Raw genomic sequence first — 13,338 nt, forward strand, 5'->3', positions numbered from 1 at the left:
ACGGGGCCCTGACTCCGGGCTCCGGCCACGGCGGCCGTCACGGCGCAGCGGTCGTGGCGGCTCGCCCTGTGTAAGGGCCCCGACCGGCCGGGGGGGGTGGCCGATCGGGGCGGGCCCGGGCCGACCGGGGGGGGAGGGCCGGCCTGGGCGTATGGGGGTGGGCACGCGTAGTCCCACACGTGAATGAACGGTAAACCACCCGGGGAAGTTCCCCGCGGGATCAGCGGCCCGTCGGGTTCAGATTCCGGCGAGGGCCGCGTCGATCATCCGCCGGGTGATCGCGGTCAGGCCGACGAGGTCCGGGACCGGTCGGGAGCGGGCGAGAGCGCCGGCCAGCCGGTCGCGGAGGAACCCGTCGGTCCAGGCAACCAGCAGTTCCGCGGCCTCCTCGGGACGCTCGGCCCCCAGCGCGGCCGGGATGCCCGAGGCGCGGGCCCGGCCCCCTGGCCCGCGCGGTGGAAGTCCGTCTCCAGTTCGGGGTTGCGGGCCGCTTCGAGGCTGAGTTCGAAGCGGGCCAGCTGGCGCTCGCGCCCCACCGTCAGCCGGCGATGCAGCAGCCCGGCCAGCGCGGCCGCCGCGGCCTCCAGGTCGGCCACCGGGGGTGCGAGCGCGGATGCACCTTCGCCACCCAAATCTCCGACGTCGCCGAAATCTCCGACGTCGCCGAGGTCCAGCTCGGCCAGCCTCGCATAACAGGCCCCGATTCCACGCAGCCCCGGCCGGCGCCGCCCACCGGGCGACGGATGCGCTGTTCGACGGATTTACGCTCCCGGACGGAATGGACGCCGTGCCCACGGGCGTTGGAACTCGTTGGTGAGGTTCGTTGACCGTTCCGTGCGCAAGCATACGAAGGCAGGCAGATCCTTATGACGAGCGACATCGACTGGGACAACCCGACCGACCCCAGGGAAGGCACCTGGCAGTTGGACCACGTCAAGCTGTACGTGGGCTCGGGCGGCTCCGACGGCCAGTACTGGAACGGCACCCAGACCCTCCTGCTCACCACCCTGGGCCGGGTGTCGGGCAAGCCCGTACGGACCCCGCTCATCTACGGCGAGGCCGAGGGCGATTACCTGGTCGTCGCGTCCAAGGGCGGCGACGCCACGCACCCGCTCTGGTACCGGAACCTGTCCGAGCACCCCGCGGTCCGCATCCAGGTCGGCCCGAAGGTCATCCAGGGCACGGCCCGCACCGCCACCCCCGAGGAGCGCGCAGCGTACTGGCCGGTGATGGTCAAGCACTGGCCGGCGTACGACGAGTACCAGACCAAGACGGACCGCGAGATCCCGATCGTCGTCATCGAGCCCGTCGGCTAGGCACGGCCTGGCTCGGGCGTGGAGACACCGACCGGGTCGGCGGTGAGCCGGTGCGGCTGGAGCTCAGCACGTCCGAGCTCCTGGCCGTACCGGGTGGGCCCATTCCCCGCCGGTGGTGCTGCCCGATGCCGAGCGGGCGATGACCCCCACCGGCTCAGCCATACCTCCGGCACCAGATCCGTGCCGCAACCCTCAACCCTTCGACCAGGCCGCCGCCGACCGGATCGATGACGTCCGCGACCCGGCCGACTCCCACGCGTCAGCTGCACCGGCATTCCCGGGGGAGCTCACCGCGGCGGTCAGTCGAACTCGGGGTTCCCCGTCACGTCCCCTCGGGTGCGGATGCGGTAGCGGACCTCGACCCCTTCGGGTCCCTGAGCGCGGATCGCTCCCCACGGGAGAGTCTGGGCGGTCTTGAGCGTGGTGAAGTTCGGGTCCTCGACCACCTGGATGGACACCCCGTTCACCTTTCGGGTGAGGCTGAGGGCGTCGCGCGGTTCACGGATCTCGACCGAGGCCTTGTGGCCGACCGCCACATGCAGCACCACCAGGCCGGTCCGCCCGATGACCTCGCTCCTGTCCCGAACGGCCACCACACCACCTCATCCGCTAGGGCTCACCGCGCCATTGGCGTGGCGCATTCTCCACTGCGCCGGGAATCCTAGCGTCGACGCACGGGCGCGGCAGGGAAGCCGCGCCCACGTGAAGCGTCGATTCCCCGCGAGGGGACCTACCCGATCTCGACCTCCCGACCGGCACTATGGTCCGCCGCTACGAACGGGACCGGCCGCGGTACCGGTGAAGAACGGGGTAGTTCTCCTCGAAGGACTGCCACAAGACGTCACGGGCAGCGAGCGGACCCTGGGGGGCGGACGCGTGCGGGCGTCGGGCAACTCCGGGATCCGGCGCAGGTTCCGGTCGCCCATGGAGCCGTCCACCCGCATGGACCGCGGTCGCGGCCTCCTCGGGTACGCACAGTGAGGACAGTCCCGTTGGAAGGCCACCAGCGGGCCGTAGTCGTCGGGGGTGTCCGTGCGGCCGAGGGGCGTGGCGGCGATCGCTTGTGCTTCCTGATCCGACCCGGCGTAGCCCATGGCCCTGGTGCCCTCGGTGTCCGACGGTCCGGGCATGATCGCGTTGACCCGGATGCCGCGCGGGCCCAGTTCCATGGAGCGCTGAGCATCTGCGCGGGGCTGCGGTCGCGCTGCTGGAGGGCGACGTGCGGCCTCCTTGAACTGGGCGGCCAGATCCCGTCGCGCGCTTCGGTCGGCGCTTCGGCTAGTGCCCGAGTACGGCCATCGCCGCGTTGTGGCCCGGGACGCCGCTGACTCCGCCGCCGCGGACCGCGCCCGCCCCGCACAGCAGGACGTTGCGGTGGGCGGTTTCCACACCCCACCGGCCGCCGCCCCCGTCACCGCCGCCGTCCCGGTCCCCGTCGGAGTACGGCCAGGACAGGTCGCGGTGGAAGATGTGGCCGCCCGGCAGGCGCAGTTCGCGCTCCAGGTCCAGGGGGGTCTTCGCCTCGATGCACGGGCGGTCGTCGGCGTCGAAGGCGAGGCAGTCGGTCAGCGGTTCGGCCAGGTGCGCGTCGAGTTGGGCGAGGGTGGCCGTCAGCAGGACCTCGCGCGACTGCTGGTTGTCGTGTGCGAACAGCCGGGCCGGGGCGTGCAGGCCGAAGAGGGTGAGCGTCTGGTAGCCCTGTTCCACCAGCTCCGGCCCGAGGATCGTCGGGTCGGTCAGCGAGTGGCAGTAGATCTCCGAGGGCGGTACGGAGGGCAGTTCGCCGGAGGCGGCCTCCGCGTAGGCCCGGGCCAGTTCGGCGTAGCCCTCGGCGATGTGGAAGGTGCCGCCGAAGGCCTCGCGCGGGTCCACGGCGGTGTCCCGGAGCCGGGGCAGTCGACGCAGCAGCATGTTGACCTTGAGCTGGGCGCCCTCGGGGGCCGCGGCCCGCGCCGCGCTCTCGGGCGGGGTCTCGCCGAGGAGTGCGGTCAGGGCCTGCGGGGAGGCGTTCACCAGCACGGTACGGGCGACGACACGGCCCTCCCCCGTCGCCGTGCGGAACACCACCTCGGCCGGGCCGGTTCCGTCCGTGTCGATCCGCAGCACCTCGTGGCCGGTGGCGATCTGCGCGCCGGCCGCCCGGGCGGCCTCCGCGAGGGCGTCCGTCAGGGCGCCCATGCCGCCGACCGGCACGTCCCAGTCCCCGGTGCCGCCGCCGATGACGTGGTAGAGGAAGCAGCGGTTCTGCGCGAGGGAGGGGTCGTGCGCGTCGGCGAACGTGCCGATGAGACCGTCCGTGAGGACCACTCCGCGGACCAGGTCGTCGGCGAAGTGCCGCTCCACGGCCTGCCCCAGCGGCTCCTCGAAGAGCATCCGCCACGCGGCCTCGTCGTCGATCCTGGCCCGCAGCTCCGCCCGTGTCGGCAGGGGCTCGGTCAGGGTCGGGAAGACTTTCTCGGCGACCCGCCCGGTGGTCCCGTAGAAGGCGCGCCAGCTCTCGTACTCCCGCTCGGAGCCGGTCAGCCGCGCGAAGGACTCCCGGGTGCGCTGCTCGCCCCCGCCGACGAGCAGTCCGCCCGGCCGCCCGTCTCGTTCGGTGGGCGTGTACGAGGAGACCGTGCGCCGGCGTACCGCGAACCGCAGGTCGAGGTCGCGCACGATCTTCGCCGGGAGCAGGGAGACGAGGTACGAGTAGCGCGAGAGTCTGGCGTCGACCCCCACGAAGGGGCGGCTGGAGATCGCCGCCCCGCCCGTGGTGCCCAGCCGCTCCAGGACCAGCACCGAGCGGCCGGCCCGGGCCAGGTACGCGGCGGCCACCAGGCCGTTGTGCCCACCGCCCACGATCACGTCGTCGTACACGTCCCGCCCGAAGGTCGTCATGGCTCTTGGTAGCACACCTGGCCGAGCCGCTCCAGACAGTGCGCCTCGTCGGCGTGGGCCAGGGCCGTGTCGGGATGTTCGTCGCCGAGGGCCCGCTCGCGGATGCCGGAGAGGTCCCGGTAGATGGGCAGCGCCTCGTCCCAGCGGCCCAGCCGGCCCAGTCCTCCGGCCAGTTCCCGGCGGCTGACCAGGGTGTCCGGGTGCTCGGCGCCGAGTACCTCGGCGCGCAGCGCGCCCACCTGGCGGGCCTCGGCCACCGCTTCCTCCCAGCGCTCCAGCCGGCCCAGGTTGACGCCGAGGACGTGCCGGGCGCGCAGGGTCTCGGGGTCGGTGACCCCGTAGGCGCGGGTGCGGTCGCGGACCAGGGCCTGGAACAGGTCGAGGGCCTGGGCGCTGTTCCCGGTGCGGCCGAGCGCGATGCCGACCTCGTAGCGGGCGGCCAGGGTGTCGGGGTGGTCGCGGCCGAGCACCCGCTCCCGTACGACGGCGACCTCGTGGAAGGCGGCCAGGGCCTCCTGCCAGCGTTCCAGGCGGCCGAGCGCGTACGCCGCCTCGTACCGGGTCAGCAGGGTGTCGGCGTGCTCGGCGCCCAGGACGGCCGCCCGGTCGGCGGCGACCTCGGCGGCCGTGGCGTGGGCCTGCGCGAAGCGGCCCAGGGCGCCCAGCGAGCAGGCCAGGTTGTGCCGGCAGCGCAGGGTGTCGGGGTGGAGCGCGCCCATGGTGCGCTCGCGGGCGACGAGCACCGCGCGGTAGACGTCGTGCGCCTCCTGGTGGCGGCCGAGCCGGCCCAGTTCGTACGCCGACTCCTGGCGCGCGGCGAGAGTATCGGCGTGGTCCGCGCCGAGTACCCGGGTGCGTCCGTCGGCCACGGCCGTGTACCCGGCGAGCGCCTCCTCGGGGCGGCCCGCGCGGCTGAGGGCGTATGCCCGTGCGTGGCCGGCGGCGAGCGCGTCGGGACCGTTGTCCCGCGGGCCGGCGGGGCGCGGGAAACCGTACGCCGCGGTGAGCCGGGGGTCCTCGGCGGGCGCGGGGCGGACGATGGTGGCGCCGGGGCGGCCCGCGGGGCTCGCGGCCGTCCATGCGCCGGTGAGCACGGCCCATTCGCCGCTGGCGCGCCGGGCGTCGATCCCGGCCTTGCGTCCGGCGGTCATCCCGCGGGCCCAGGCGGGCAGCGGGGCCTGGGCGCCGGGCAGCCCGGCAGGTCCCAGCCGTGCCTCGACGAGCCGGTGGTGCACGTGCCGGGCGTCGCCCGGCCGGTCCTCGGGACGCTTGGCGAGCAGGTCCAGGACCACCTGATCGAAGTAGTCGGGAAGCTCGGGGCGGTGCTCGCGCAGCGGCACGGGCGCGTTGTCGCGGTGGCCGACCAGCACCGACCAGGAGTCGCCGAGGTCGAAGGGCGGGGCGCCGGTGGCGATCTCGTAGAGGACGCAGCCGAAGGAGTAGAGGTCGCTGCGGTGGTCGACCTCGCCGCCCGCGATCTGTTCGGGCGACATGTAGTGCGGGGTGCCCATGGCCATGCCGCCGCCGGTGAGCTTGGCGGTGAAGCCGATGTCGTGGGCGAGGCGGGCGATGCCGAAGTCGCAGATCTTCACCGTGCCGTCGGTGAGCCGCATGATGTTGGCGGGTTTCAGGTCGCGGTGGACGACGCCCTGGTCATGGGTGTAGCCGAGGGCGGCGGCCATCTGCTCGGCGATGTCGACGACGACGTCCACGGGGAGCGGGCGGGTGTCGTTGTCCTCCAGGAGCTGGCTGAGGTTGCGGCCTTCGAGGAGTTCCATGACGAGGTAGAGGGGGCCGCCCGCGGCGCTGTCGTCGCCGAAGTCGTGGACGACGGTGACGCCGCGGTGCTGGAGGGACGCTGCCACGCGCGCCTCGCGCCGGAACCGCTCGCGGAGCACCTGGGTGAAGTGGGCGTCCTGCTCGGCGCCGATCGGCTTGAGGCACTTCACGGCGACCTGCCGGCCCAGCGATTCGTCGCGGGCGCGCCACACCTCGCCCATTCCGCCGCGCCCGATCAGATCGAGCGACCGGTACCGGCCCTGGATCAGTCTGGACTCCGCCATGTCTTAAAGCCGCCCCCGTTGTCGTGCTACGCCCTCCCCGGCCGGTCCAGTATGGCCGCTGATGTACGCAGTGTGTACGGCGAGGGGCGGCTCCCGGGGCCCATGCGACGCATCGCTTTCAAGATGTGACCTGGAGGCAGCTGCCAACGTAGACCTGCGGGAATGCTGCGCAGCACGAGCCCGCTGAGGCGCAGGCGCCGGGTGATGCTGCGCGGGTCCGGTGCGGGCCGACCGTACAGCTGGTGCGCCCAGCCGGGGAGGGAACCGTACGCCAGACCCGCGACGCGTGGCCACAGCAGGTTTCGGCCAGGTACGAGGAGGGGGTGGACGGGCGGGCCGCGCAGGAAGTCGTCCACGGCGAGGGCATCGGGGCCGGCGGCGAGTTCGGGGCGGATCCGGTCGAGGTACGCGGCGAGTCCGGCGGTGTCGGCGGGGACCCCGGCCGGGTCGAGTCCGACCAGGCGGGCGCCCACCCGGTTCTCGTCGACGTAGCGGTCGGCCTGGGCGGGGGTGAGGGGGACTCCGGATCGGCGCAGGACGTGCAGGAAGCTGTCGATCTGCGCGCAGTGGATCCACAGCAGCAGGGCGGGGTCGTCGACGGGGAAGCGTTCGCCGGTGACCGGATCGGTCGCGGAGAGGCTGCGGTGGATCGTGCGGACCCGCAGGCCGGCGCGCTCGGCGGCCTCGGTGGTGCCGTAGGTGAGGGTGCCTACGAAGTCGGCGGTGCGCAGCAGGCGTCCCCAGGCGTCGCCTCCACCGTCGCCGTGCCGGTCGAAAGCGGCCGAATTCTCCATGACCCCGCGGACGGCGCGCGGGTGGAGGGCCTGGAGGTAGAGCGCCCGGATCCCGGCGATCCACATCATCGGGTCGCCGTGGCACTGCCAGGTGACGGAGGAGGGGCCGAACAGTCCCGCGTCGGCACCGGGGAGCGGTCCGGACGCGGTGTTCCTCATCGGTACCTCCACTGTGTACCTCCACGTCGCGGACGCCCGGCGGTTCCAGCGTACCGATCCGGGGGGTTCGGCGGCGGGCATAGAGTTGCGGGGTGCAGCTCTACACGATCGGCGAAGCCGCTCAACTCCTCCGCGTCAGCACCGACACCGCCCGCCGCTGGGCGGACGCGGGACGCTTCCCGACGCTGCGGGACGGCAGCAGGCGGATGGTCGAGGGCGCGCATCTGGCCGCCTTCTGCGTAGCGCTCGCCCAGGAGGCGGGCGAGGGCGACGGCGAGTCCGCGACCTCGGCCCGCAACGCGCTGCCCGGGATCGTGACGGCGGTGCGGCTCGGCGAGGTCGCCGCCCAGGTCGAGATCCAGGCCGGCCCGCACCGGGTGGTCTCCCTGCTGACCCGCGAGGCGGTCGAGGAACTCGGGCTCGCGGTCGGCGTGCGCGCCGTGGCCCGCGTGAAGTCCACCAGCGTCCACATCGACGTCGACTGAACGCACGACGCGAAGCGACGCGAAGCGCCTACAGTCCGCCCGGCGCGCGGGCGGCGGGCGGCGGGCACTGTGGCGTCGGTACGGGCCCGGGTCACGGCCCGGTCACGTCCGTGACAGGGTGAGGGGATGACGACGAAGCACCGCGTGCCCTCCTCCCCTCCCCACCCCGCACCGTGGTCGGACACCGTCACGGCCCACGCGGACCTCGTCGCGGCGAAGGCGCTCGTCTACGACCCCTGCGGATTCACCTGCTCCCAGCCGGTCCCCGAAGCCGAGAGCGCCGACTACGCCGCCCACACCTTCACCCTGGACGCCCTCTCGGTCAGGTTCCGCGCGGCGAGGACGACCCCCACCAAGGTCGGCCAGTTCGTCACCGTCTGGAAGCGGTCCCCGGGCGGGCCCATCCAGCCCTTCGACGCCGCGGACCCCGTGGACCTCTTCGTCATCAGCACCCGCGACGGCGACCACTTCGGCCAGTTCGTATTCCCCGTGGAGGCGCTGCGCCGGCACGGCGTCGTATCGACGGACGGCGCCGGCGGGAAGCGCGCCTTCCGCGTCTACCCGCCCTGGGTGACCACCACCAACCGCCAGGCGGGCAGCGCCCAGACGTGGCAGCTGGAGCACTTCCTGGAGCTGCCCGAGGACGGGCCCGTGGACCTGGCCCGCGCCCGGAAGCTCTACGGGTGAGCCGGCCGGTCAGCGGCACACTGCACCACGTCGAACTGTGGGTGCCGGACCTCGACCGCGCGATCACCTCGCTCGGCTGGCTCCTGGAGGCACTGGGCCACTCCCCCTTCCAGCACTGGGAGAACGGCCGCAGCTGGCGGCTCGGGCCGACGTACCTGGTCGTCGAACAGTCCCCGGCCCTCACCGCGGACCGCCACGACCGCCGCCGACCGGGCCTGAACCACCTGGCCTTCCACGTCGAGGACCCCGCCGCGGTCGAGCGCCTGGCCGAGGAGGCGACCGCCCACGGATGGCACCTGCTGTTCCCGGACCGCCACCCGTACGCCGGCGGCCCCCGGCACTGCGCCGCCTACCTGGAGAACGAGGACGGCTTCGAGGTCGAACTCGTCGCCCTGCCGTCCCCCGGCTGACCTGCGCGCGGGTCCCCCGGCTGACCTGCGCGCGAAAATCGCGGTGCCGGGGGCGCGGGCGCCCTGTGATACTGCTCCGATGGTCAACCTGCCTGCCGCCGCACTGGATTCGTTGTCCGGGCTCGCCTTCGGCGATGCCTTCGGTGACCGCTGGTTCGCCATCCTGCGCCGTGAGGGCCCGGCAGCCCTGGAGGCGCGGATCCTGCCCCCGGAGCCGCTGTGGCAGTGGAGCGACGACACCGCCCAGGCGCTCGTTCTCGTACGGGAGCTCGCCGAGGGCGGCGGCGCCGTGGACCAGGACCGTCTCGCCCTGCGGCTCGCCGAGGCCTACGCCGAGGACACGCACCGGGGGTACGGGGCCTCGATGCACGACGTGCTCCGCCGGATCGGCGCCGGCGAGCCCTGGCGGAAGGTGGTCGCCGGACAGTTCGACGGCCAGGGCTCCTGGGGCAACGGCGCGGCCATGCGCGTCGCACCACTCGGTGCCTGGCACGCCTCGGACCTCGATGCCGTCGCCGAACAGGCCGCCCGGCAGAGCGCGGTCTCGCACCATCACCCGGAGGCCGTCTCCGGGGCGGTGGCGGTCGCCGTGGCCGCGGCTCTGGCCACCCGCAGCCGGGGCGGACCCGCCCCGGCGCGCGCGGACTTCCTCCTGGCCGTCGCCGAACGGCTCCCCGTCGGCGATGTCCGGTCCGGGGTGCGGATCGCGGCGAGGATACCGGAGCACACCTCCGTCCGGCACGCCGCGGAGGTCCTGGGCTCGGGCTACCGGATGTCCGGACCCGACACCGTCCCCTACGCCCTGTGGTGCGCGGCGGGCCACCTGGACGACCTGCAGGAGGGCCTGTGGTCCACGGTCGCCGGACGCGGGGACATCGACACGACGTGCGCCATCGCGGGCGGCGTCATCGCCGCCCGCACGGGCGTCGCCGCCCTCCCGCCGGCCTGGCACACGGCCCGCGAACCACTGCCCCCGACCGTGCCGGAGCATCGCGCCGTGTGACGGGGGCCGCACGACCTCCACGCAGCCACGCGACAACGGTCACGACCGCCTCGGCGACTGGCCGTCGGCGGTGGGGCCGACCGAGGGTGTCCGCGTCGGTCAGCGGGTGCGGAGACTGCTGGTGTAGACGTCCGTACGGTTCTGTGGTGCGCCGGAGTGGGTCTCGGTGAGCACCGCCCGTACTCCCTCGCCGTCCGCCACCAAGCCTTGGTAGTCGCCGAGGAAGTAGCCCCCGGCGAACGGTGCCTGCAGCCAGTCGAAAATCCGCGAGATGCGTCGCTCGGTCCGGCGCTTCGGGTCCCCGTGCGGCAGGGTGGCCAGCTGGTAGGCGGTGGGCAGGGTCGTGGTGTCGCCCGGCTTGAGGAAGCGCAGGTCGTAGTACATGAGCGCGAGCGTGCCCCGCTCGTCGACCGCGACCGACGGGGAGAACGCCGGCACGCCCTCCGGGCTGATCAGCTCCGGGGCGCCCCAGGTGCGTCCGCCGTCGGTGGAGCGCACCAGCTGGACGGAGTCGAACTTGCCGCCGGAGAAGTCCGAGCCCTCGTACGCCATGTAGAGCGTGCCCGTTTCCGGGTCGATGGCCGGGCTGGGCAGGGTGGACGCGGCGCGCAACGGCTTGGCCGGGTCGTTCGGGTCGACCTCCGGTACGGAGGTGTCCTCGGCCACGGTGACCGGGGCGCTCCAGGTCTCTCCGGCGTCGGTCGAGGTGACCATCGCGTAGTGGGCCTCGACGACGGTGCTCAGGTCCTCGGAGAAGGTGAACTGGTCGAAGAAGTCGTACAGGGTGCCGGTGTTCCGGTCGACGACGATCAGATGGCCGATGGTCTGGGTGTTGGGCACGGTGCTGGTGTCGACGAAGGGCCGGGCCGCGCTCCAGGTGCGGCCGCCGTCGCGGGTGACGGAGATGTAGCCCGGACCGTCGAGGGAACTGGGGCCGGGCGGGTCGTTGTCGAGGCGGTCCCAGACCTGGTAGGCGGTGCCCTTGCGGATCGGGTCAGCGGTGAGCGAGGGCTTGTCGTTGAAGAACGGCTGCTCGTCGACGTGCGTGGTGGTGAGGTTGTGCCAAGTGCGGCCGCCGTCGCGGGACGTGGCGGCCAGGAGGCCGGTGCGCGTGCTCTTGACGAAGTCGACGCCCTCGCCGCTCGCGTAGACGGTGCCGTCCGGCCCGGTGCTCACCCAGGGGTCGGTGGCCCGTTCGAAGTCCGCTCCGCCCGGGGCGCAGAGGCTGAACGGCAGCGTGCTCCGGTGAAAGGTGTGGCCGTCCGTGGTCCAGCTGGCCGCCAGGCCACGGGCGCCGCCGTCGCTCCAGCGGTCCTGTTGGAACACGGTGACCACGCGCTCGGGGTCGCGTGGATCGACGGACAGGTACGGCTCGACCTCGGTGGCCGGGTAGACGATGCTGTCGGGGGACCTCGCTCCGACGGTGCACTTCGCGTACGGGTCGCCGTGGGACACCTTGACCAGTGGTGTGCCGTCGGGGTTCCGGTCTGCTGCGGCGGGAGTCACGCCGGTGACGGTGCCGAGCAGGAGCGCGGCGGTGGTGACGGCGGTCAGCGACAGGAAGACGCGCATGCGGGATCTCCTCCGGGCCTTTCGGCTGGGGCACCGGACCGCCGTCATCGGGGCGGCCTTTGGCGCGGAGGCGTACCGGAACGCGAGCGTGGGGCGAGACTCCGCTTGGTTCTATTCGGCGTTGGAGCCGGAGCCCTTGATGGGCCGAACGACGGAGTCATGCCCGGGGTCGTCGCGGATCACGGCGGAGCCGACCGGCATGGTGCACCCTGCCGGTCGGCTCCTTGGTCGTGCACTTACGGCGCCTTCTCGTAGGTTGCCGGAGCGGGCCGTGGGCCACGTGCCGGTTGGCGATGCCGGCAGGGCCGGCCTTGGCTCAGACGGGTTGGTGGAGGGTGAGGACGACGGGACTGCCCCTTCTTCTGGACCTGTTCAAGAGCTGCCGAGTGTCGGACATGCTCGTGATCCGGTGTTCAGGACGGCGCGGACCGTCTCGAATCGCTGGCGGCCTCGGCTTCGAGAAGGTCGGCGTCCACCATGACGAGGCGGCCCCGACGCTGACAGCGGCGACGGCGCTCATGCCGGAAAGGGTTGCCGCGGCCAGGGCGAGGCCCAGGATTCTTCGCATGCGCATGATTTCCTCCTCTCAGAGGCCGAGCCGTCGACTCGTCGCGACCAGCTCCTGCATGTTGAGATCCCTTGGCCAAGGCCCACCGTCTGGCTCGCGCCAGCGGTACCTTCGCGTCAAAAGCGTTCGCAGATCGGGGTGGTGGGTGTGAGCGGGTACATCGAGGAGCAAGAGCGGATCGGACAGCGGGTCCGGCGGCAGAGGCTCTCGGTCGGGATGACTCAGGCCGACCTTGCCGCCGCGCTCGGGCGGACTCAGGGATGGGTGTCCAAGCTGGAGAAAGGCCGGATCGAGCTGGACCGGGCCGGGCTGATCAACGCCGTGGCCGCCGCGCTCCACTGCCATCCGAACACTCTGATCGAGCGCCCGTACTCAGGCGGAGGAGCCGAGACCAAGTGGCAGGTCTCCGCGGCCTCCATCATCCGGGAGCTGCGCCGCTACGACCTGGCCCCCGTCTTTGACGGCACGCCTAGGCCGTCTGAGGTGCTGTGGCACGACATGAAGCGCCTGCTCCGCCTGCGCGACGCTGCGGCGAACGCCGCCGTATTGAAGGAGCTGCCGGACATGCTGCGCGAGGCCCGAGCCCTCGCTGAGGCATCCGTCGGCCACGAACGCGAAGAGGCGTTCGCGATCTTTGCAGTGGCCTGCAAGTTCGCCCACACCGCGGCCCATGCCCTCGGACATCCCGAGCTGGTTGCCATGGCCTGCGAACGGGCCACCTGGTCCGCGCAGCTCTCAGGTGATCCGGTGATGCCTGCGATGGCGCTTTGGATGCGCATGTGGGACACGTGGGCGTCGGCCGACTGGGACGACGCCCACGCACTCGGGGACAAGGCCCTCGCAAGCATCGAAGCCGAGTACGAGGCCGGCGAACCTCTCGCCCTGCGTATGTGGGGCGCCCTGCACCTGCGTGCCGCGATCTCGTCCGCGCGCGGCGGGAACGCTGCTGGGTCCGATGAGCGGCTCGCTCTCGCCCGTACGGCGGGCGAGCGGGTCAACTCCCACGTCGGGCCCGAGATCCACGACCGGCACTCGGTCACGTTCAGCCTCGGCAACGTCGTCATCCACGGCGTGAGCGCCGCCTTGGAGATGAGTGACCAGACGAAGGCGCTCCGGCTCAACCGTGAGGCGGACCCCGCGCACATCGCGGTTCTGCCGAACTCCAGGCTCGGTCACCACCACATGGACCTTGCCCGCGCGTGGCTGTGGGACGGCAACCGCGACCAGGCCCTGACCGAACTGTAGACCGCAGAACGTATCGCTCCCCAACTGGTCCACAATCACCCTGTCGCACGCGCGACGCTGCGGAAGATCATCTACGCGGAGCGGGCTGCTACGCGCCATCGGCTGCGCGGCATGACCGGACGATTTTCGCTGGACTGACCTGGGGACATTCCACGG

The 13,338-nt window shown here is 72.6% G+C and carries 11 protein-coding genes and 3 pseudogenes; 6 read left to right on the forward strand and 8 right to left on the reverse strand.

From position 1 onward, the window contains the following. Positions 1 to 284 precede the first annotated feature (284 nt). Positions 285 to 596, reverse strand: a complete 312-nt coding sequence (locus ACIQZO_RS16835; protein ID WP_403626458.1) for a hypothetical protein — start codon at positions 594 to 596, stop codon at positions 285 to 287. Between the two features lie 270 nt (positions 597 to 866). Between ACIQZO_RS16835 and ACIQZO_RS16840 the strand changes: the two genes are divergently transcribed. After that, a complete protein-coding gene (locus ACIQZO_RS16840) occupies positions 867 to 1,316 on the forward strand; it encodes a nitroreductase family deazaflavin-dependent oxidoreductase (RefSeq protein WP_403626461.1) in 450 nt (149 codons plus the stop codon). A 299-nt stretch (positions 1,317 to 1,615) separates the two neighbouring features. On the opposite strand, the gene ACIQZO_RS16845 is transcribed toward ACIQZO_RS16840, so the two are convergent. The 6 genes and pseudogenes from ACIQZO_RS16845 to ACIQZO_RS16870 form a co-directional block, all read right to left on the reverse strand. Then, positions 1,616 to 1,909: a hypothetical protein gene (locus ACIQZO_RS16845; protein ID WP_403626464.1), complete on the reverse strand. Its 294-nt coding sequence runs from the start codon at positions 1,907 to 1,909 to the stop codon at positions 1,616 to 1,618. A 214-nt stretch (positions 1,910 to 2,123) separates the two neighbouring features. Then, positions 2,124 to 2,391, reverse strand: a pseudogene (locus ACIQZO_RS16850) (hypothetical protein); the annotation flags it as partial. Beyond that, positions 2,372 to 2,485 (reverse strand): annotated as a pseudogene (locus ACIQZO_RS16855) (SDR family oxidoreductase); the annotation flags it as partial. The pseudogenes ACIQZO_RS16850 and ACIQZO_RS16855, both read right to left, overlap by 20 nt. A 109-nt stretch (positions 2,486 to 2,594) precedes the next feature. Further along, the gene (locus tag ACIQZO_RS16860) at positions 2,595 to 4,196 is read right to left on the reverse strand and encodes a phytoene desaturase family protein (RefSeq protein WP_403626467.1); all 1,602 of its coding nucleotides are present in this window, start codon (positions 4,194 to 4,196) and stop codon (positions 2,595 to 2,597) included. After that, a complete protein-coding gene (locus tag ACIQZO_RS16865; RefSeq protein WP_403626470.1) occupies positions 4,193 to 6,259 on the reverse strand; it encodes a tetratricopeptide repeat protein in 2,067 nt (688 codons plus the stop codon). The genes ACIQZO_RS16860 and ACIQZO_RS16865 overlap by 4 nt, the downstream gene beginning before the upstream one ends. Before the next feature lie 26 nt (positions 6,260 to 6,285). Next, entirely contained in the window at positions 6,286 to 7,212 is a 927-nt protein-coding gene (locus ACIQZO_RS16870) for an oxygenase MpaB family protein (protein ID WP_403626473.1), read from the reverse strand. Positions 7,213 to 7,304: 92 nt separating this feature from the next. Here ACIQZO_RS16870 and ACIQZO_RS16875 point away from each other — a divergent pair, with 92 nt between their 5' ends. From ACIQZO_RS16875 to ACIQZO_RS16890, 4 genes are all read left to right on the forward strand, one after another. Then, positions 7,305 to 7,697 (forward strand): molybdopterin-binding protein, encoded by a 393-nt coding sequence (locus tag ACIQZO_RS16875; RefSeq protein ID WP_403626475.1) that lies wholly within the window; start codon positions 7,305 to 7,307, stop codon positions 7,695 to 7,697. Between the two features lie 126 nt (positions 7,698 to 7,823). Then, positions 7,824 to 8,384 carry a MepB family protein gene (locus tag ACIQZO_RS16880; RefSeq protein WP_403626478.1) on the forward strand — a complete coding sequence of 187 codons (561 nt, stop codon included), beginning with the start codon at positions 7,824 to 7,826 and terminating at the stop codon, positions 8,382 to 8,384. Further along, positions 8,381 to 8,794, forward strand: a complete 414-nt coding sequence (locus ACIQZO_RS16885) for a VOC family protein (protein ID WP_403626481.1) — start codon at positions 8,381 to 8,383, stop codon at positions 8,792 to 8,794. Before ACIQZO_RS16880 ends, ACIQZO_RS16885 begins: the two co-directional genes overlap by 4 nt. A gap of 79 nt (positions 8,795 to 8,873) precedes the next feature. Then, positions 8,874 to 9,797: an ADP-ribosylglycohydrolase family protein gene (locus ACIQZO_RS16890; RefSeq protein ID WP_403626483.1), complete on the forward strand. Its 924-nt coding sequence runs from the start codon at positions 8,874 to 8,876 to the stop codon at positions 9,795 to 9,797. A 99-nt stretch (positions 9,798 to 9,896) separates the two neighbouring features. On the opposite strand, the gene ACIQZO_RS16895 is transcribed toward ACIQZO_RS16890, so the two are convergent. After that, entirely contained in the window at positions 9,897 to 11,369 is a 1,473-nt protein-coding gene (locus ACIQZO_RS16895; RefSeq protein WP_403626486.1) for a sialidase family protein, read from the reverse strand. Between the two features lie 784 nt (positions 11,370 to 12,153). On the opposite strand from ACIQZO_RS16895, the pseudogene ACIQZO_RS16900 reads away from it, so the two are divergent. Beyond that, positions 12,154 to 13,320: pseudogene (locus ACIQZO_RS16900) on the forward strand (helix-turn-helix domain-containing protein). Positions 13,321 to 13,338 lie beyond the last annotated feature (18 nt).

Origin of the sequence: Streptomyces sp. NPDC097617 (genome assembly GCF_044761485.1) — a bacterium.
Taxonomy (GTDB): domain Bacteria; phylum Actinomycetota; class Actinomycetes; order Streptomycetales; family Streptomycetaceae; genus Streptomyces.

Excerpts from the sequence above, each read along its gene's own strand:
- ACIQZO_RS16870 (WP_403626473.1), bottom strand. The coding sequence starts at position 7,212 with ATGAGGAACACCGCGTCCGGACCGCTCCCCGGTGCCGACGCGGGACTG.
- ACIQZO_RS16865 (WP_403626470.1), bottom strand. The coding sequence starts at position 6,259 with ATGGCGGAGTCCAGACTGATCCAGGGCCGGTACCGGTCGCTCGATCTG.
- ACIQZO_RS16895 (WP_403626486.1), bottom strand. The coding sequence starts at position 11,369 with ATGCGCGTCTTCCTGTCGCTGACCGCCGTCACCACCGCCGCGCTCCTG.
- ACIQZO_RS16890 (WP_403626483.1), top strand. The coding sequence starts at position 8,874 with ATGGTCAACCTGCCTGCCGCCGCACTGGATTCGTTGTCCGGGCTCGCC.
- ACIQZO_RS16880 (WP_403626478.1), top strand. The coding sequence starts at position 7,824 with ATGACGACGAAGCACCGCGTGCCCTCCTCCCCTCCCCACCCCGCACCG.
- ACIQZO_RS16860 (WP_403626467.1), bottom strand. The coding sequence starts at position 4,196 with ATGACGACCTTCGGGCGGGACGTGTACGACGACGTGATCGTGGGCGGT.
- ACIQZO_RS16840 (WP_403626461.1), top strand. The coding sequence starts at position 867 with ATGACGAGCGACATCGACTGGGACAACCCGACCGACCCCAGGGAAGGC.